At 60.5% G+C, this 18285-nt stretch carries 16 protein-coding genes; 1 reads left to right on the plus strand and 15 read right to left on the minus strand.

What is annotated here, in order from left to right; all coding sequences use genetic code 11:
- Positions 1-62 precede the first annotated feature (62 nt).
- From rplS to JOD50_RS09740, 10 genes are all read right to left on the minus strand, one after another.
- Positions 63-416 carry a 50S ribosomal protein L19 gene (gene rplS / locus JOD50_RS09695; protein WP_101629437.1) on the minus strand — a complete coding sequence of 118 codons (354 nt, stop codon included), beginning with the start codon at positions 414-416 and terminating at the stop codon, positions 63-65.
- Between the two features lie 194 nt (positions 417-610).
- Entirely contained in the window at positions 611-1414 is an 804-nt protein-coding gene (gene trmD / locus JOD50_RS09700; protein ID WP_204881362.1) for a tRNA (guanosine(37)-N1)-methyltransferase TrmD, read from the minus strand.
- Positions 1415-1435: 21 nt separating this feature from the next.
- Entirely contained in the window at positions 1436-1945 is a 510-nt protein-coding gene (rimM, locus tag JOD50_RS09705; protein WP_204881363.1) for a ribosome maturation factor RimM, read from the minus strand.
- A 139-nt stretch (positions 1946-2084) separates the two neighbouring features.
- Positions 2085-2327: an RNA-binding protein gene (locus JOD50_RS09710; protein WP_101629440.1), complete on the minus strand. Its 243-nt coding sequence runs from the start codon at positions 2325-2327 to the stop codon at positions 2085-2087.
- An 11-nt stretch (positions 2328-2338) separates the two neighbouring features.
- Positions 2339-2779 carry a 30S ribosomal protein S16 gene (gene rpsP / locus JOD50_RS09715; protein ID WP_109304151.1) on the minus strand — a complete coding sequence of 147 codons (441 nt, stop codon included), beginning with the start codon at positions 2777-2779 and terminating at the stop codon, positions 2339-2341.
- Positions 2780-2989: 210 nt separating this feature from the next.
- A complete protein-coding gene (locus tag JOD50_RS09720) occupies positions 2990-4687 on the minus strand; it encodes a hypothetical protein (RefSeq protein WP_204881364.1) in 1698 nt (565 codons plus the stop codon).
- Complete coding sequence (locus JOD50_RS09725; RefSeq protein ID WP_204881365.1) at positions 4684-5643, minus strand: DUF308 domain-containing protein; 960 nt, start codon at positions 5641-5643, stop codon at positions 4684-4686. The genes JOD50_RS09720 and JOD50_RS09725 overlap by 4 nt, the downstream gene beginning before the upstream one ends.
- Before the next feature lie 4 nt (positions 5644-5647).
- On the minus strand, positions 5648-7189 hold the full coding sequence (gene ffh, locus JOD50_RS09730; protein ID WP_204881366.1) for a signal recognition particle protein: 1542 nt from the start codon (positions 7187-7189) through the stop codon (positions 5648-5650).
- 124 nt (positions 7190-7313) lie between these two features.
- The gene (gene ftsY / locus JOD50_RS09735; RefSeq protein WP_204881367.1) at positions 7314-8513 is read right to left on the minus strand and encodes a signal recognition particle-docking protein FtsY; all 1200 of its coding nucleotides are present in this window, start codon (positions 8511-8513) and stop codon (positions 7314-7316) included.
- A 40-nt stretch (positions 8514-8553) separates the two neighbouring features.
- Positions 8554-10605, minus strand: coding sequence for an acyltransferase family protein (locus JOD50_RS09740; protein WP_204881368.1), 2052 nt, complete (start codon positions 10603-10605; stop codon positions 8554-8556).
- A gap of 173 nt (positions 10606-10778) precedes the next feature.
- Here JOD50_RS09740 and JOD50_RS09745 point away from each other — a divergent pair, with 173 nt between their 5' ends.
- Positions 10779-12029, plus strand: coding sequence for an MFS transporter (locus JOD50_RS09745; protein WP_204881369.1), 1251 nt, complete (start codon positions 10779-10781; stop codon positions 12027-12029).
- Between the two features lie 24 nt (positions 12030-12053).
- Here JOD50_RS09745 and smc read toward each other — a convergent pair whose 3' ends face one another.
- The 5 genes from smc to JOD50_RS09770 all read right to left on the minus strand — a co-directional run bounded on the left by smc (position 12054) and on the right by JOD50_RS09770 (position 18244).
- On the minus strand, positions 12054-15638 hold the full coding sequence (gene smc / locus JOD50_RS09750; protein ID WP_204881370.1) for a chromosome segregation protein SMC: 3585 nt from the start codon (positions 15636-15638) through the stop codon (positions 12054-12056).
- A 19-nt stretch (positions 15639-15657) separates the two neighbouring features.
- Positions 15658-16614, minus strand: a complete 957-nt coding sequence (gene mutM, locus JOD50_RS09755) for a bifunctional DNA-formamidopyrimidine glycosylase/DNA-(apurinic or apyrimidinic site) lyase (RefSeq protein ID WP_204881371.1) — start codon at positions 16612-16614, stop codon at positions 15658-15660.
- Positions 16614-17351: a ribonuclease III gene (gene rnc / locus JOD50_RS09760; protein ID WP_204881372.1), complete on the minus strand. Its 738-nt coding sequence runs from the start codon at positions 17349-17351 to the stop codon at positions 16614-16616. Before rnc ends, mutM begins: the two co-directional genes overlap by 1 nt.
- Before the next feature lie 7 nt (positions 17352-17358).
- Positions 17359-17562, minus strand: a complete 204-nt coding sequence (rpmF, locus tag JOD50_RS09765; protein ID WP_035757176.1) for a 50S ribosomal protein L32 — start codon at positions 17560-17562, stop codon at positions 17359-17361.
- A gap of 100 nt (positions 17563-17662) precedes the next feature.
- On the minus strand, positions 17663-18244 hold the full coding sequence (locus JOD50_RS09770) for a YceD family protein (protein WP_204881373.1): 582 nt from the start codon (positions 18242-18244) through the stop codon (positions 17663-17665).
- Positions 18245-18285 lie beyond the last annotated feature (41 nt).

Raw genomic sequence — 18285 nt, forward strand, 5'->3', positions numbered from 1 at the left:
GAAGTGTCGGGGTGGCGCCTGCCATGTGCTCACAAGGGAGCACGGAAGTCAGTAAGCCGGGCTTACTTTGCGCCCTCGCGCTTCTCGCGGATACGAGCTGCCTTACCGTGGCGGTCGCGCATGTAGTACAGCTTGGCGCGGCGAACGTCACCACGGGACACGACCTCAATCTTGTCGATGACTGGGGAGTGAACCGGGAAGGTACGCTCAACACCTACGCCGAAGGAAACCTTGCGAACCTTGAAGGTTTCGCGAACGCCGCCACCCTGGCGAGCCAGAACGTAGCCCTGGAAAACCTGAACACGGGAGTTCTTACCTTCGATGATGTTTACGTGAACCTTGACGGTGTCACCCGGCGCGAAATCCGGGATGTCGTTACGAAGGCTCTTGGCATCGAGAGAATCAAGAAGATTCATTCTTTTCTCCACATGGAACCGGCCGCAGGTCCGTGAGCCATGATGTATACGGGCGCTACTCTCTCATGGAGTTCGCCGATATTCCCGGCCCGCTCAAGCGAGCCGGACCCGACCGTTTTCACACATGACCCCTGCGGCAGTCATGCATGCGGTGGGTAACAACTTAGCTATTCTAACGCAGTTAATACGCTATGTCAGTTTTCTGAGCGAGTCGGGTGGTTTCCTTCAAGATTCCACCCCAACGATGCGAGTGTTGCTTTGTCTTGTTTGTCCAGAGCATCGGTGGTGAGCCTCTCGATGAGGTCTGGTCGACGTTCGCTTGTACGTTCAAGCTGCCAGTCGCGACGAGCCCTCGCTACCTTGGCGTGGTCCCCGCTCAGCAATACTGTTGGGGCTTCGCGCCCCTCCCACACCGCAGGCTTAGTGTAGACCGGGTATTCGAGCAGCGCATCGCCTGCGACCGAGTGGCTTTCCTCAATGAGCGATTCCGGGTTGCCCACCATCCCGGGAACTAGACGCACGACGGCTTCGATCACCGCCATTGTCGCTACTTCCCCGCCGTTGAGTACGTAGTCGCCCAACGAGAACGGAACCACACGGAAGCGTTCACGCGCCCATTCGATGACGCGCTCATCGATGCCTTCGTAGCGCCCGCATGCGAACACGATGTGGGGCTCTTCAGCCCAGGCGTGTGCAGTTGGTTGGCCGAAGACTTGCCCCGCGGGTGACGGCACGAGCAACAAAGGCGGATTGCTTGCTTCAACGCCAGCGTCATCAAGGACGTGAGTCAGCGCCTCTCCCCACGGTTCAGGCTTCATAACCATGCCCGCACCTCCGCCGTACGGGGTGTCATCGACTGTCCTGTGTCGGTCGTATGTGTATGACCGGAGGTCGTGAACATGGACGTCAATGAGACCGCGCTGCTTGGCTTTGCCGATCAGTGAAATGTCGAGAGTTTCGAAGAACTCGGGGAAGATCGTGATGATGTCGATGCGCATGAAAACCTAAGTCTTGTCTCGTTACTGGTCGCCGCTGTCAAGCTCAAGCAGGCCAGGAGGCGGGGTCGCGATCACCGTTGCCGCGTCGAGATCGATCTCCGGGATGATGTCCTCAACGAGCGGTAGCAGAGCCTCAGAGCCGTCGTTGAGCGTGACCTCAAGCAAATCCTGCGCAGGCCCGGTGTGCAATGCCGACACCTTGCCGATGGTCTCGCCCTCGACGACAACACTAAGACCAACGAGGTCGTGTTCAAACCACGCGTCGTCGCTGGATTCTTCCGCTTCGACGTAAAGCATGGTCCCGCGAAGCTCTTCGGCACGGTTGCGGTCGGAGACTTCATCAAATCCAAGCAACAGGATGCGTTTGTTCCACCGGGCTGATTTCACGGTGAGTGGGCCGTTCGATTCCGGATCCGTCAGCAAGCGAGCTCCCCGCGCGAAACGCGTTTCCGGGTCGTCAGTAAGAACGTGAACTGTAACCTCACCGCGAATACCATGCGGCTTGCCGATGCGCGCAACTTTTACGTCCATGCGTGGCCTCTTTTGCTCAAAACAGAAATGCAGATACTTCAACGGGATACGAAAGCGGCCCTAGCCGACTGAGGGTGGCTAGGGCCGCTTTCGTCACAACGTGATCGACGCCGATCAGACTTGGTTAGAACAGGCGTGGTTAGCGTTGTCGGTCGGTGTCTACGACGTCCACTCGGACCTCATCGCCACCTGGCAAAGCACCGATAACAGCGCGCAACGCTTTCGCGGTGCGTCCCTGCCGGCCGATCACACGACCAAGGTCCTCTGGGTTAACACGTACCTGCAACACGTCGTGTCGGCGGCCTGAGCGACGGCGGACATCGACGTCATCCGGGTTGTCTACAATCCCGGACACCAAGTGATCAAGTGCGTCTTCAAGCATCAAACTGAGCCTCAGGCTTCTTCAGTCTCAGCTGGCTCTTCAGCAGCCTCCGCTGCTTCCTCAGCTGGAGCTTCTTCAGCGTCTGCCTTCGACTTCTTAGGGGTGGTTGCCTCCGGGAGGATGACCGAACCCTTGTCTGGTGCAACGAACTCAGGCTTAGGCTCTGGGTACTTGACCGAGCCTTCCTGACCCTCGATGCCCTTGAACTTCTGCCAGTCACCGGTCAGCTTGAGGATCGAGAGAACACGATCCGATGGCTGTGCACCAACGCCGAGCCAGTACTGAGCACGCTCAGACTCAACCTTGATGGTCGATGGGTTGGTCATTGGGTTGTACGTACCGATTTCCTCGATCGGACGGCCGTCGCGCTTTGCGCGACCATCGATGACGACGATGCGGTAGTGAGGCTGGCGGATTTTGCCCATCCGCTTCAGGCGAATCTTAACGGCCACGTTAGTGGTCACTCCTGTTTCTGTTGAACGGGACGAGTCCGCCAAGCTCTGGGGTAAAGCAGCGATAAACGTCCCAAATGTCCGACGAACGCAGAGAGAGGGGGCCACGCACGCCGAGTACTCGGTCCATTATGCCATGCGTTGCGGTTCAACGCACACTCACGATGCGTGTGTCACCACACACGCAAGGCACCTTCGATAACGCAGTGGCTATTTACGTTGGCGCGGCCACATCGATGCGGCCAGAAGCATGCATGCACCGCCGACGAGCGCTACGATGCCGCCGATGACGGCCAACGTCGAACGTGCTTGGAACGCGACCTCGGGGAACGAGATGACATCCATCCCGCGCAGAACCAAGAAGGCCCCAACAATGAGCCCCACAATGCCAACGACCAACCACACGATGTGAGCCACACGGCGAGGAGCAGTCCCCAACTCGGTCTCCGTAGCAACCGTAGTCTGCCCTGCTGGCGTTGGTTGCGGATAGTCCGAGCCTGGCTGGACAACCGCTGGGTCGTTCGCGCCTGACTGCAACCCGAGAATCTCACTGAAACTCGGCTCCGATTTAGAGCTCGTCGCGTCTGCAAGCTGAGACTCGAAGCCGCCTTGTGATGCTTCGATCTCCCCTGGCTCATCGTGTTCAGGCTGAGCTTCTGCCGACGCAGCCCCCGCCTCAGAAACAGGCACGAGTCCATCGTCAGCGACCGGTACATCAGCTGCGTAGTCGACAGCTTCTTGCTCGACAGCGGCGTCCGGTTCGGTGGCTTCCGTTTCAGCCGCATCCGTTTCGAACTGGTCATGTCCAGGAACACCGACTGGACGTACCGAACCGCCAACGGGTGACCTGCCTTCAAACAGGCCGATCCATGCGGTGTCCTCCCCTAGCGCTTCAAGCATCGCGCGAGTAGCCGCGTACGCCTGTTCCTGCTCCTGGTCAGAGGTATCTTCGACCTCTTCACCCGGCATCAGGCCGTCTTCGAGGACAGCCAACGCGCCCGCTTCTGGATCAACACCCCGAACAGGTGCATCGTTGATCGCCGAAACCAACGCGTCAACGCGCTTAGGCGGAAGCATCGAAGCCAACGTCTTAATGTCGTTCTCAGAAAGTGGAGCGAAATCTTCTTCGAGCCGCAGCAGCAGCGAGGCCACTTGCGAGCCTGCCGGGCGGTACATTTCCGGAAGAACAATCGGGCGGCAGCGGGCGCCAGCATGCGTATTGATGAGCGGCGTGAACTGAGCCGCACGACGACGACGCGTAACGGGTTGCTGCCGAGACTCAGCCGGCCCCCACAACGCAACGTCAACGCGACCAGCGCGCTCCCGAATCGAGCACGAAATCTTATCTGAGCCAGGCATGATGAGCATCGTCGGGTCAGCCGGCACCGAATTCAACGCAACAACCGTGCGCTCACCTTCAGCCATCCAACCCGAAACCTCACTGCGATCCAAGGCGTCTTCGACCGCACTTGGACGAACCGTATCGAGCAGAAGAACCGACGTGATCCGCTCCTCCAGGACGCCGGCGATCTGACGATCTCCGAAATCCTCGGAGGCAGCCAATACAGCGAAGTCCCCCGATGCGGGGTCGCCATTGACGATGACCGCACCCGTGCTCGCATGTAGCTCGCGAGCAAATTCCTCGCCACCGAGCCCCGGCTCAACATCGCCTTCGAACGTAGCGGTTAAAACGCGCGTTTCACGCATTGGAAGCACGAGTTCAACCGCGACACCTCGGCGGGTCGGACGCCCAGGCCCCATGAGGCCTACGATCTTACGGTGCGTCAAAATCTGCATGAGCCCATCAACGCGTTCCTGCTGGCCTACCGGATCTGTTTCCGGCCAAGCGACAGTAACGCGCCACACGGTTTGGCGTTCAGATTCCTGGGCATTGTTTGTGGCGATCACTTCACATGACCTTTCCCTAGGGGGCCGTCAGATCCTTGCTGAGCGCGCGCTTTCTTAGCTTTCAGGCCCGCAAACGCCGCGATCAAGCCGACCACCGCGTCGAGCCCTAACGCGAAAGCGACAACGTAATTGAGCCACACAAGCGTCAACGGTCTAAACATCAACACGACGACGGCCAACGCGATCCACAAGACGGACAACAGGATCGCCGGAATCGGGTGGCGGCTACGCCAAGTCTCGGCACCCGGAGCTGCAACCGAAGCTCCGCGCGACGCCTCAGCCACGCTTTCACGCGCCTCGTTCAAGGCTTCTCGGCTCGCTCGTTGATGAGCGTTCTCTTTAGCGGCTTCAACAACATGAACGCCGTGTGGAGCGGAAAGCCCGAGCGCGAGCGCAACCCACTTCGGGTCCTGGCCCAGCAACGTCAGGGCTTCCTCGAGAGGTGCTCGCACAAGCTCTGCTGCCCGACCGCTCGGTGCATCAGCCGCCGCCGAAGCTAACTCTGCAACCTCGCTGAGATACTCCTCCGCTTGGGTTATAGCTTCCACACCCACTGAATCAGCAAGTCCAGCAACGGCCTTCAGGCGCGCATTAGATGCGCTATCCCACTCAACCATTGGCTTCGCCTCACCCGCTACATCCTGGGATCCAGCAGCCCACAAGCGCAAAGAGACGACGATGCCGGTTTCAGCTTCTCGGGTATCAGCAGGATAAGCCGAAAGCAGCATCATCGCCCGCGACCCCGAGAAGACAGAGCGTGAACCCGCCGAGGGCGAGTCAAGCAAAACCGCATCTTCAAGCCAACGGGTGCCAGGACCGCCCATTTCAGGCGTATCCACACCCGTCAAAACCGCAGGGCCCAGCAATGACACGCCGTACTGCGACGCACCCGCGTCACGGCCCGCGAGCTCCCCCGCGGGACCGTCAGCAGAATCCGAGAATGTACGCTCGCTCACAGACTCACCGCAAAAACTTCTCGAAGCCCTTAGGGAGCTTCAAATCCTCAGGCTTGAGTTCCTGATTCTTAGCGAACGAAGCCCCAGACTGCTTATGGCCTTGAACCTTCTCGCCACGCGCAGCAGCGGCCGCGCGTGCCGGGTTGCCGTACTTCTTACCGCGCTTCTTGTTCGCCGCCCCCTTGCGGCGTGCAGCACGACCACCAGGAATACCCGGCATCGCGCCCTGAGCGGCCATACGCTTCATCATCTTCTGAGCCTGAGTGAAACGCTCAAGCAACTGGTTCACCTCAGACACCGAAACGCCCGAACCACGGGCGATACGTGCACGACGCGAACCGTTGATGATCTTAGGAGCAGCGCGCTCATGCGGAGTCATCGAACGAACAATCGCCTCGACGCGATCCGCCTGCGAATCATCGAACTGCTCAAGCTGACGCTTATCGATACCCATGTTCGGCATCAACGCCAGCATCTTCTTCATCGAGCCCATCTTCTTGATCTGCTGCATCTGAGCCAAGAAGTCATCGAGCGTGAAGTCCTCCTGATCGGCGAACTTCTTAGCCATGCGCTCGGCCTCAGCCTTATCCCACGTGCGCTCGGCCTGCTCGATCAGGGTCATGACGTCGCCCATATCCAGGATGCGCGAAGCCATACGGTCAGGGTGGAAAACCTCGAAGTCGCCGACGTTCTCACCCGTCGACGCGAACATGATCGGCTTACCCGTCACCGAAGCAACAGACAGTGCGGCGCCACCACGCGCATCGCCATCAAGCTTCGACAAAACGACACCGGTGAAGTCAACGCCCTCGTTGAACGCCTGTGCAGTAGCCACGGCGTCCTGACCGATCATCGCATCGATCACAAACAGGACTTCGTTCGGCGAGATCGCGTCACGAATATTGCGGGCCTGCTGCATCAGCTCGGCATCAACACCAAGGCGACCCGCGGTATCGACGATCACCACATCGTGCTGCTTCTGACGAGCCTCAGAAACACCGTTACGCGCAACCACAACCGGGTCACCCGTAACCTCTTCGAACTCCGACTGCACACCAGGGTGCGGAGCGTAAACAGGAACACCCGCACGCTGACCAACAACCTGAAGCTGGGTCACCGCGTTCGGTCGCTGCAAGTCAGCGGCCACAAGCAACGGAGTGTGCCCCTCAGACGCAAGCCACTTGGCCAACTTACCGGCCAACGTCGTCTTACCGGCACCCTGCAAACCAGCCAACATGATGATGGTCGGGCCGGTCTTCGCGAACTCAAGACGGCGAGTCTGGCCACCCAAAACCTCAACGAGCTGCTCGTTGACGATCTTCACGACCTGCTGGGCAGGGTTCAGCGCCTCAGAAACCTCAGCCGAAAGCGCGCGCTCCTTAACGTTGGCCGCGAACTCGCGCGCAACCGAGACGGCGACGTCCGCGTCCAGCAGTGCACGCCGGATCTCACGGACGGTACCGTCAACATCGGCTTCCGAAAGACGGCCCTTACCCCGCAGATTCCGGAACGTCGAGGTGAGGCGCTCTGTTAGAGAATTGAACACGTTGTCCTGCTCGCTTATCTGGTTGAACTTCTGTAGGTGAAGGCCTACACGTTTACATGTCGACCTACCATTTTATCCCGTTCGGGGCACAGCGTCTGCCTGAGCCCGCGACGGCGTGGTCATGTCAATCGAGAATCGCTTCCACAAACGCTTCCGGCTCGAACGGCGCCAAGTCGTCAGGACCCTCGCCCAGGCCTACCAGCTTGACCGGAACGCCCAGCTGACGCTGGATAGCAACAACGATGCCGCCCTTCGCTGTGCCGTCAAGCTTGGTCAGGACGATGCCGGTGACGTCTACGACCTCAGAGAACACCTTGGCCTGGCTCAAACCGTTCTGACCCGTTGTCGCATCCAGAACCAGCAAAACCTCACGCACCTCCGCACGCTTGTTGATAACGCGCTTGATCTTGCCGAGCTCATCCATGAGGTTCGAGCGGTTCTGGAGGCGTCCCGCGGTATCCACCAATACCGTGTCGACCTCGGCCTCGATGCCCTTATCCACCGCATCGAAAGCTACCGATGCGGGATCCGCGCCGTCCTTATCCGAACGCACCGTCGGCACACCCACGCGGGAACCCCAGGTCTGCAGCTGATCAGCGGCCGCGGCACGGAACGTGTCGGCAGCACCCAGCAGAACATCCTTGTCTTCCGCGACCAAAACGCGGGCGATCTTACCGATCGTCGTGGTCTTACCCACACCGTTGACGCCGACCACCAGAATGACCGACGGCTTGCCGTCCTTGCGCTCGGTATCAAGCGCGCGGTCCATCGTCGGGTCAACGATCTTCAAAAGCTCTTCATGCAGAATCTGACGCACGCGTTCAGGAGAACGGGAACCTTCGATCTTGACGCGTTCACGCAAGCTAGCGATGAGCTCATCCGTCGCCTCAGTGCCGAGGTCCGCAGCCAAGAGAGTCATCTCGACCTCGTCCCACACGTCCTCGTCGATCTTGTCGGAGGACAGCAGGGCCAAGAGACCCTTACCAAAAACGTTGTTCGAGCGAACCAGACGCGCACGCAGACGCGCTAAACGACCCTGGGCAGGAGCTGGGGTGTCAAATGCTGGAGCCGGCTCGGCCGCTTCCCCAACAGGCGCATCTTCAACCGCTACGCCGGCACCCGGGGGCGAATGAGCCCGCGGACTATCAACATCGGCAGACCCCGATGGGCCCGAACCTGCCCCTCGAACCGGAGCATGAGAGGTCCTAGGCGCCTGCGGTACACGCGTCTTGCGGGAGCGCACCACCACAGCGATGACGATCGCCGCGATGAGCACCACAGCCGCGATGCCGATGATGATCCACACAGTCTGTTCATTATTCACAGCATTAGCTTCTCACAGACCGCGGACCGAATGCCTCAAGCTAAAAGGAGTTCAACGCCTTGGTGACCTCGTTGACCCACATCTTGGCTGACTCAGGGCCAGGGTGAATACCGTCCGAAGCGATATCGGTAGCGTTGACGGCAACCTGATCCCAGTGCGCTACGCGCACCCTCTCTGGATTGTCCTTAGCGAACGCGGCGATGCTCTTACGCGCCTGCGGAATCCACTCGCGATCACCGTATGGCATCACCACAATGAGCTTGGTGTTCTTTCCCGCAATATTGAGAATCTCACCGAGCTGCGCCGGGGTGAACGTCGAGTTCGTACCCAAACCCAAAACAACATACTCGCCGAGTTTGCCCTGAGCCTTGAGCTTCCGAACCACATCCGGAGCATCCCAAATATGCATACCGACAGTCGCCTGCACCGGAGACTTCGGGTAGACCTGTCGGATCGCCGGCACCGATGCGAGCGTCACCGAGTCACCGATGAACGTGACCTTCTGCGACGAAACAGCCGGCTTAAGCTTCTCACCCGAGCTCTGTTTGTCCTTATCGTCAGGCTTATCAGACTCTGCCGGTTTTTCGGATTCCCCAGGCTTGTCAGATTCTGCCGGCTTGTCCTTGTCGGCTGGCTTGTCCTTGTCGGCTGGCTTTTCTTGATCCTCATCAGAGCCCGGCTTCGGTTCCTCGTCAGCCGGCGCATCGTCCATGCCCGGCCCTTCAGGATCCAAAGCCTGCGCCTGCGCAGCCAGCGCTTCAAGACGTTTCTGCTGCTCCGTCTTAGCTGGGGCCGTAGCAACCGCAACCAAAGCAAGAATCACCAACACGGAGACGAAGCTAGCCCACAGCCACGCGGCCCTCCGCGAGACACGAGCCTTCAGGCCAGCAGCGTACGCACGGTACCCCCTCTTCAGAATCGGCTGCTCAACCCACCGGTAGGAAGCCGCAGACAACGCAAACGTCACAACAACAACCAACGATGCGCGAGCAAGCAACAGCGGAAGCTCAACTTCGCCACCATTAGGGTCAGGCATCCACGAAGCCACCAGCACCACCATCGGCCAGTGCCACAGATACATCGCATACGAGCGCTCAGCAGTCCACCGCAAACCAGACGCTACCAAGCCGCGCGGTTGCCAGTGAGCCTGCTTGCCCGTCGTACCCATCAGAACAGCGCCGGCCGCCGCGACCGAAAAGACGAACATGCCACCCAACTGGGTGATAGCGGTCTGCTCCTTCAGAACCACGACACCCACGGCCAACAGAGCCCACGAGCCCGCGGTCACAGCCACACGAAGTCCACCGCCCAGCTGAAGATCCCGCGGAACACACGCAACCACCGCACCGAGCAACAACCCGAAGCAGTGCGTCAGCGTGTTGAGGTACGCCTGGTCGAAATTCTGGGTCAGCGAGTACGTCACGGCCATCGAAATACCAGACAAGACCGCGACGATGACCGCCACAACCCCTACCAAACGATGAAGCGAAACACGCTTCGACGCAGTATGTACGCCGATGTAGGACAAACCGATAATGATGATCGGCCAGAAAAGGTAGAACTGCTCCTCGATCGCGAGCGACCACATGTGGTTCAGCAGCTGCGGCTGATCCTGATCAAAATACGAAACACCCGCGGCCAGCTGGACCCAGTTCGCCGTAGCCGTCAGAGCGCCAGCAACCTGCCGCCCCAAATGCAGACGCACGTCCGGGTGAGACATAAGCGTCAAAGGGAGGATCACGATCAACATCAAGACCGCCGCGGGCACCAAACGCCGCAAACGCCCCAGATAGAACTTGCCGAAGAACCCTTTCAAACGAGCACGCCAGGTGCCCGACTCGACGTGCAGGTGCGATGTGCGGCGCAACAAGCTCGACGTAATCAGGTAACCCGACAAAACGAAGAACAAGTCCACGCCGAGGTAGCCTGCCGGAACCGAGGCAGGAGCCACGTGATAGGCGATAACCAAGAGCACAGCGAGGGCGCGCATAGCGTCCAGCACAAAATTGCGCTGATGGCCGCTAGCAGTGCGCCCCGGCGCCCCGAAACCGCGAGAAGGCTCACGGGGTTCAACGCTGATGACTTGGCTCACTTGACATACCTTTCGACGCTCAATAGGGGTCGACGCTCAACACGAGCTAATCCACGATACAAAGCACGCGATGCTTCCCACGCCATTAACAGGCGTTGATACCGCATTGATACACAACTTTCAGGAATCGTTATGGTCCCGTTGCCGTAGGCATGATCTACGATCGAAACATCATGGCCCGCACCGTCACACCTCGATCTTCAACCCCCCAGCCGTCAACGCCGGTTCCCAACGAGATTAAAGTTCTTATTGCCGGCGCGCTTCTGATCGCGCTGGGTTTCGGTCTGATCGCCCCGATCCTGCCGCAATACGCCTCAAGCTTCGATGTCAACCACATGATGGCCGCGGCCATCGTCTCCGTGTTCGCTTTCACGCGCTTAGGTTTCGCGCCATTCGCGGGCGGGGTCTCTGAGAAGCTCGGCGAACCTGGCGCGTACGTGCTCGGTGTCTTGATCGTGGCGCTCTCAACCATCGCGTGTGGACTAGCACCCAACTACTGGACCTTGATCGTGGTGCGAGGTATCGGCGGCATCGGCTCAGTTACGTTCACGGTCGCGGCTTCGAGCTTTATTGCCCGCACCTCACCGCCAGATATCCGCGGACGCATCGCTGGACTGTACGGTGGCGCTTTCCTCATCGGTAACGTGTGCGGACCACTCGTTGGCGGCCTGCTCGCCCCACTGGGCTACCGCGTGCCGTTCTTCATCTACGGCGGCTCACTCATCGCGGCGTCACTCGTCGTTTTCTACTTCCTCGTCAGCTCCCGCGGACGCCAAGGACAGCCACGCGAGCGCCACAACCTGCCCCCGTACAGCCTCGCGGACGCCCTCGCCAACCCGAAGTACCGTGCCGCGTTGCTCTCCAACTTCGGTAACGGTTGGATGTCGTTCGGCGTGCGTGTAGCGATCGTTCCGCTCTTCGCTGCCCAAGTGCTCGGGCTCGATCCTCTCGCCGTTGGGCTTGTCATGACATGCTTCGCGGCAGGTAACGCGGCCGCCCTGACTTTCAGCGGCCGCTGGTCCGACCGCGTAGGGCGCCGCCGCCCCATCATCATCGGGCTGAGCCTAGCCGCTGTGTGTTCTGCAACCATCGGCCTCTCCCCTCATCTCGCGTTGCTTATTGTGCTGTCCCTACTCTCGGGTTTCGGAACCGGTATCTTCAACCCCGCGCAGCAAGCCGCGGTAGCCGACATCGTGGGGCCGGAACATCACGCAGGCCGCGTGATGTCGATGTTCCAGATGGCGGCCGACCTCCCGGCGATGATCGCTCCACTCATTGCAGGATGGGTCGCAGATCACTTCGGATTCAGCTGGGCGTTCATGCTCTCAGGCGTCATTATGGGCATCGGGGTCATCGCATGGATCCTGGTGGTTCCACGGCAAAGCATCGACCACACCGAAGTCACACCACACAAGGCGCCCTAAAGCTAAGCAAGGACTGGGCCGCGCCTACGCCTCGTCGGCGGAATCCATGCTGCCAGCGGCGATGCGCTGCGAAACCACGTGGCTCACGCCGTCTCCACGCATCGAAACGCCATAGAGCGCATCCGCGATGTCCATCGTGTGCTTCTGGTGCGTGATGATGATCAGCTGCGAGGCCTCCTGGAGGTCTTTGAACACCTCGAGTAGCCGTAGCAAGTTCCGCTCATCAAGCGCCGCCTCGACCTCGTCCATGACATAGAACGGCGACGGGCGCGCCTTGAAAATAGCAATCAACATCGCAAGAGCGGTCAGCGATCGCTCGCCGCCGGACAACAGCGAAAGGCGCTTAACCTTCTTTCCTGCCGGCCGCGCTTCCACCTCGATGCCCGTCGTCAGCATGTCCGAAGGGTCCGTGAGCGTCAGTTTGCCCTCACCACCCGGGAACAAACGGCTGAAGATCGCGGTGAACTCTTTCGCGGTATCAGCGAACGCATCAGCGAAGACCGTCTGCACGTGCTGGTCAACCTCGTCGATGAGCTTCAACAGCTCGGCGCGGGTGTTCGTCAAGTCCTGGACTTGCCCCACCAAATACTGATGCCGCTCTTCAAGCGCCGCGAACTCTTCCAAAGCCAACGGATTGACCTTGCCCAGAGCCTGCAAGTCCCGTTCTGCCTGCTTCAAGCGCTTCAGCTGAACCTCACGGTCAAACGGTTCACCATCAACCGGGTTACCGTCCTCATCAACCTCTTGCCGCAGCTCGGCCCACGGGTCTGACGAGTCGGAGAAGTCCGAAGGCACCGGAAGATGCGGGCCAAAGTGCTCGACGAGGTGATCCGGGGTCATCGAAACCTCGGACAACGCCTTTTCTTCAAGCGCCTCAAACCGCGCCTGACGTTCAGCTTGATCAATCTCGGTCTTGTGCGATTCATCCCGCAATTCGGACAACCGATCCTGCGCCTTCGCAAGAGACCCGCGGGCTGTCTCAAGCTGAGCGTTACAGCGGCGCACGGCCTCCTCGGCTTCCTCGACACGCAACCGCGCGGCCTCAACTGAATGGGCCAAGAGCCCCTGCGCGGTCCGCACCCGCTGGGCCACCGTCTCAGCTTTCTTAGCTTGGGCCGCGCGCCGCGCCGCCCGGCGTTGCGCTTCCTCGCGTGCAGCCCGCTCAGCCCGCGCCGCACGGCGCTGCGAATGAGCTCGGTCCCGAAGCTTCCGCGCAAACTCCTCGGCCTCGCGCACCGCCAAGCGCGCCTGCGTCTCAGCCTCACGAGCCTGCGACGCCGCCTCAGCTAGTCGGTCACGCTCAGCCGTGGACGGCTCAGCTTCCTCTGGAACATCCTGCGCAACAGTCAAACGGTCATTCAGCTCTGCAAGCGCAACCCGAGCCTTCTCAACCGCGGCATCAGCAGCGACATACGCGTCCGCGTGCCGCTCAACATCCGCATCGGCCTGCGCCGCTAACGACGTCAAGCGCTCAACACGCGAAGCCGCAGTGCGCGAAGCATCAGTCGCTTGGCGGGCCGCTTCCTGCGCCGTTGACAGCTCTGTTTGCGCCTTCTGCACCACCGGCTGCGCCCTCTCGACCTCAGCCTCAGCCGATTCACACACCACTTCAGCCTCGCCAAGTTCAGCCCGCGCCGTTTCCAACGAACGCACCCGCGCCAACGCACCGGCACCATCGCCAGCGCCAATTACGACACCCGCACGCGACCACCGATGCCCCGCAACCGTGACCGCGATGCAACCGCACTCAGACACAACGCAGCGAGCTTCAGCATCCGTATCCACCAGGGCAACCGAACCCAACAGGGCCTGCACAAGCCGCTCATCCCCCGGCTTGGCACCCACGACGTCGGCGACGCTACGAACACCCGAAGGCAGGGACACAGCACGATGCTCCCCCACGGTATGTAGCAACGTCACCGAACCCTCGGTGCCGGCGGCGGCGGCATCCGCGACCTGCTCGAGCGTCACAGCAGCCGCGGCAACCAAGCCCTCATCAGCGCCCTGCAACGCAGCCTTAACGGCTGCCTCAAAGCCCGGCTCAACCGTCAAGCGGTCGCTTAAAACATCCAGCAGAGCGTCCTCATGCCCTTCAAGCAACGCTCCCGCACCGGCCTGCGACTGCGTCGTCTCAGCCAAAACAGCAACCCGCGCCTCAAGACCAGCCCTGCGTTGACGCGCCGTGTTCAACGCATTACGAGCCGACTGCAACGCGGCCTTAGCCTCACTCAGCGCCTTCTGCGCTTCAGGCACACGAGCCAAAGGCTCAACCGTGGCCTCGCGAGCTTCATCGGCTGCGGCCTGCGCCTCGTCCAGGTGGCCTTTGGCCTCGGCGCTACGAGCCTGCGCCGCATCACGCGCCTCAACCGCGCGCTCACGCTCACCCGCCGCAGACTCGAGCCGCTGACGAGCCGTACCGACCTGGCCAGCAAGCCGCGCCAAACCCTCACGACGGTCCGCAACCGCTCGAAGCAACGCGGTCAAACGATCATTCTCGGCCCGCTGCTTCGCCTCAGCTTCAGCCCGTTCCTCACCGGTAGCATCAAGCGCCTCCCGCGCGGAAACCACCGCCGCATCAGCCTCATCGGCCTCTGCATCAGTCGCTTGCGCCCGCTGCTCCAAAACATCCGGGTCTTCGCCCACATTCGAGCGCTCCAGCGGTTGCCCTAAAAGCCGCTGCCGTTCCTCAGCAACACGCAGAAGACCCGCATAACGCTCACTCAGCTGGGAAAGCTCATACCACGTCTCACGTGCCGAAGCCGCCGCTGGCACCGCCTTCGACGCACCAACCTCAGCCTCAGAAACCAACCGGCCAGCAGCATCCACAGACTCACGCGCCTGCTTCTGCGCCTCATCAAGATCAGCCTTGCGAGCCGCCGCCGACTCGGCCTCGTTCATCAGAGCCACAACATCGTCGGCAAGCAAACGCGACTTCGCGTCCCGCAACCGCGCTTGCACGCTCCGAGCACGCCGCGCAGTATCAGCCTGCCGCCCCAAAGGCTTCAGCTGGCGAGCAATCTCCTTGACGAGGTCCTCAAGCCGGTTCAGATTCGCCTGCGTCGAATCAAGCTTCCGCAGAGTCTTCTCTTTACGGCGCCGATGCTTCAGAATGCCCGCGGCTTCCTCGATAAAACCGCGGCGCTCCTCCGCGCTCGCCCGCAGGATCTTATCGAGCTGCCCCTGCCCAACGATCACGTGCATCTCACGGCCCAAGCCGGAATCCGAGAGCAGCTCCTGAATATCGAGCAACCGCACCGGAGAACCGTTGATCGCATACTCAGACCCGCCCGAACGGAACAGCGTACGGGAGATCGTGACCTCGGTGTACTCGATCGGCAACGCGCCGTCCGAGTTGTCGATCGTCAAGGTGACGTGCGCGCGCCCCAACGCTTGGCGGGAACTCGTGCCCGCGAAAATCACGTCTTCCATGCTTCCGCCACGCAACGTTTTAGCGCCCTGCTCACCCATGACCCACGCAAGCGCGTCCACGACGTTCGACTTACCGGACCCGTTCGGGCCCACCACGGCCGTGATACCGGGTTCAAAGTCGAAACTGGTCGCGGAAGCAAAAGACTTAAAGCCGCGGACCGTGAGGGATTTCAAATACATGGTGTTCTCTATTATGTCCCTAAAGCCCGCGTGGACGGCGCTGACACCAACTACACCGATACGATGAGCGGCCGCCCCACGGCTCTCGAACGATGAGCCCTGGCTTGCCTTCGCGTTCGCACCGCGGGCACGGCTCCCCGGCGCGGCCATAGGCATTAAGCGAGCGGTCAAAATAACCCGAGGCACCGTTGACGTTGACGTAGAGCGAGTCAAAGCTCGTGCCGCCGGCGTCCAGCGCACTGTTCATGACTGCTCGCAGCGCCTCAAGTAGCTCCCCGATTTCGCGCAAGGACAGCCGCGAGACCGGCGTGTCATAGTGCCTTCTCACCCTCCAGAGCGCCTCGTCGGCATAAATGTTCCCGACCCCGGAGATCACGCTCTGATCCATGAGCGCGTTCTTGATCCCGGTGCGCTTGTTGCGCCACTGCTTCCGCAGTGCTTTGGCGTTGGTCATGGGGTCAAGGACATCGCGCCCGATGTGGCTGGCGGCTTCCGGAATCACGTGGGCTTGGTCTCCTACCCCGCCAGGCCCGTGGTCCGGTGTTGGGGTGAGCTCCGAGATCCACATCCCGCCGAAGATCCGTTGGTCGATGAAGCGCAGCTCCGCAGGTGCGCCGTCACGTTCCGAAAGAACAAAACGCACTTTGAGATGCTTCTCCCACGGCTGTTCGGCGTCTTCAACGAGCATTTGCCCTGACATGCCCAAATGAGCCATGAGCGCAAAGCGCGGCTCCGCGCCAGAGTCGTTTCCGGCATCAGACGCTGTTTCAGGCGCAAGCGTGAGCCACAAGAACTTACCGCGACGCGCCGCGGAGGTAATGACCATCGAGGAGGTTGCCGCTAGAAAAGCTTCGGGGCCGCCAACCTGCCGGCGCACCGAACGCGAATCGTGGACCTCGACGTGTTCGATCCGCCGCCCCACAACCCAGTCAACGAGGCCGCGGCGGACAACCTCAACTTCGGGCAGTTCAGGCATCAGTTGGAGGTCTTGTGCCCAGGCGAGAGCGGATCCTCATCGATCACGCCCATCGCCATCAAATCGCCGACGAGCGTCTTCCACGACGCACCCGCAGCGAGCTTCTCCGCGTCCTTCTTAGAGGTAGCAGTGCCTTGTCCGTACCGCTTCTCGCCGATCAACAACCGCGCCGTGTACGTGTGGGCGTGATCCGGGCCTTCGCCCGTGACGTCGTACACGACCTCACCTAGATCGTGTTGGCCGGCAATCTGCCGGATGAGCGTTTTCCAGTCCGTGCTGCGGCGAATCGTTTCCTCGTCGTCAATCAGCGGGAGCACATTCTCCGCGATGATCGATTTGACGGCATCGAGGCCGTGAGTCAGATAGACAGCCCCCAGAAGGGCTTCCATGGTGTCCGCGAGGATCGAATCTTTATCCTGGCCGTTGGACTGCTGCTCACCTTTACCGAGCCGGATGTGCGGACCAACCCCAAGATTCCGTGCGACATGCGCGAGCGTCTGGGTCGAAACCAAACGGGCGCGCAGAGCCGTCATCTGGCTCTCGGCAACGCTCGGATACTGGTCAAAAATGAATGTGGTCACGCAAAACCCGAGCACCGAGTCCCCTAGGAACTCGAGGCGCTCGTTGTGTTCACCGTCGTGCTCATAAGCCCACGAACGGTGGGTCAACGCTAAACGAAGCGTCTCGGGGTCTAAAGAGACCCCGAGACGCTTCGTAAGCTCAGTTGCTTTAGCCACGGACAACTTAGGCGTCGGCTACCTTACGTCCCTTGTACTCAAGGAACAGCTCGGTGCCAGCCGAGTCGGTGACCATCTTTGCCTGGTGAGGCAGGCTGTACGTCACGCGACCGTTTTCAACGGTCTTCACCAGAGTTGGCGCAGTGGCCTTCCACTGAGCGCGGCGGTTGCGTGTATTCGCACGGGACATCTTCCGCTTTGGAACAGCCACGGCTTGTCTCTCTTCCTAGTTGCTGGTCAGTTCTAGGTAATGAATACCCAGAGTGAAAATCTATGTTGGTTCAGCCTGTCCCGGTTCTCCCGGGCTGGGCTTAGCCTTTGTTGTGCTCCTGGGGCGCTTCCTCACCCAAGGTGCTCAAACCACGCAGTGCTTCCCAACGGGGGTCCACGATGTCGTGGTGGTGCTCCGGCTCATCGTCGAGTCGAACCCCACACTGGTCACACAAACCCATGCAGTCTTCGTTACACAACGGTTGAAACGGCAATTCGCCAACCACTGCGGTGCGAAGCAACGGTTCCAGGTTGACCTTGTCGTCAACGATCACGGAAGTTTCCGTATCGTCTTCCGAGTCAAGCTGCTGTTCCGGGTGGAAAAACAGCTCCTGGAAGTGCGCATCGTACGTGTAGGAAATGGGGTCCAGACAACGGCAACACTCGCCATTGATTGACAAGGATGCTTGTCCGGTCACCAATACACCTTCGTGCACGCCTTCGAACCTGAGTTCCACTGGAACGCGCGAGCCGGGCTCTACGCCAATCAACGGAACCGATAGACCTTCAGGCGCTGGAAGCGTCTTCTGCTCTTCGTGCATCGAACCGACCTTGCGGGCGATCTCATGCACGTCGAAGACCCAGGCTGATGCCGAAGGCGCGTTCAACGCCTCAGTGGTCATCTACCTAACTCCTTCTACGAGCAGAACACATGCGACATTCC

Source organism: Pseudoglutamicibacter cumminsii, assembly GCF_016907775.1.
GTDB classification, from domain to species: Bacteria; Actinomycetota; Actinomycetes; order Actinomycetales; family Micrococcaceae; genus Pseudoglutamicibacter; species Pseudoglutamicibacter cumminsii.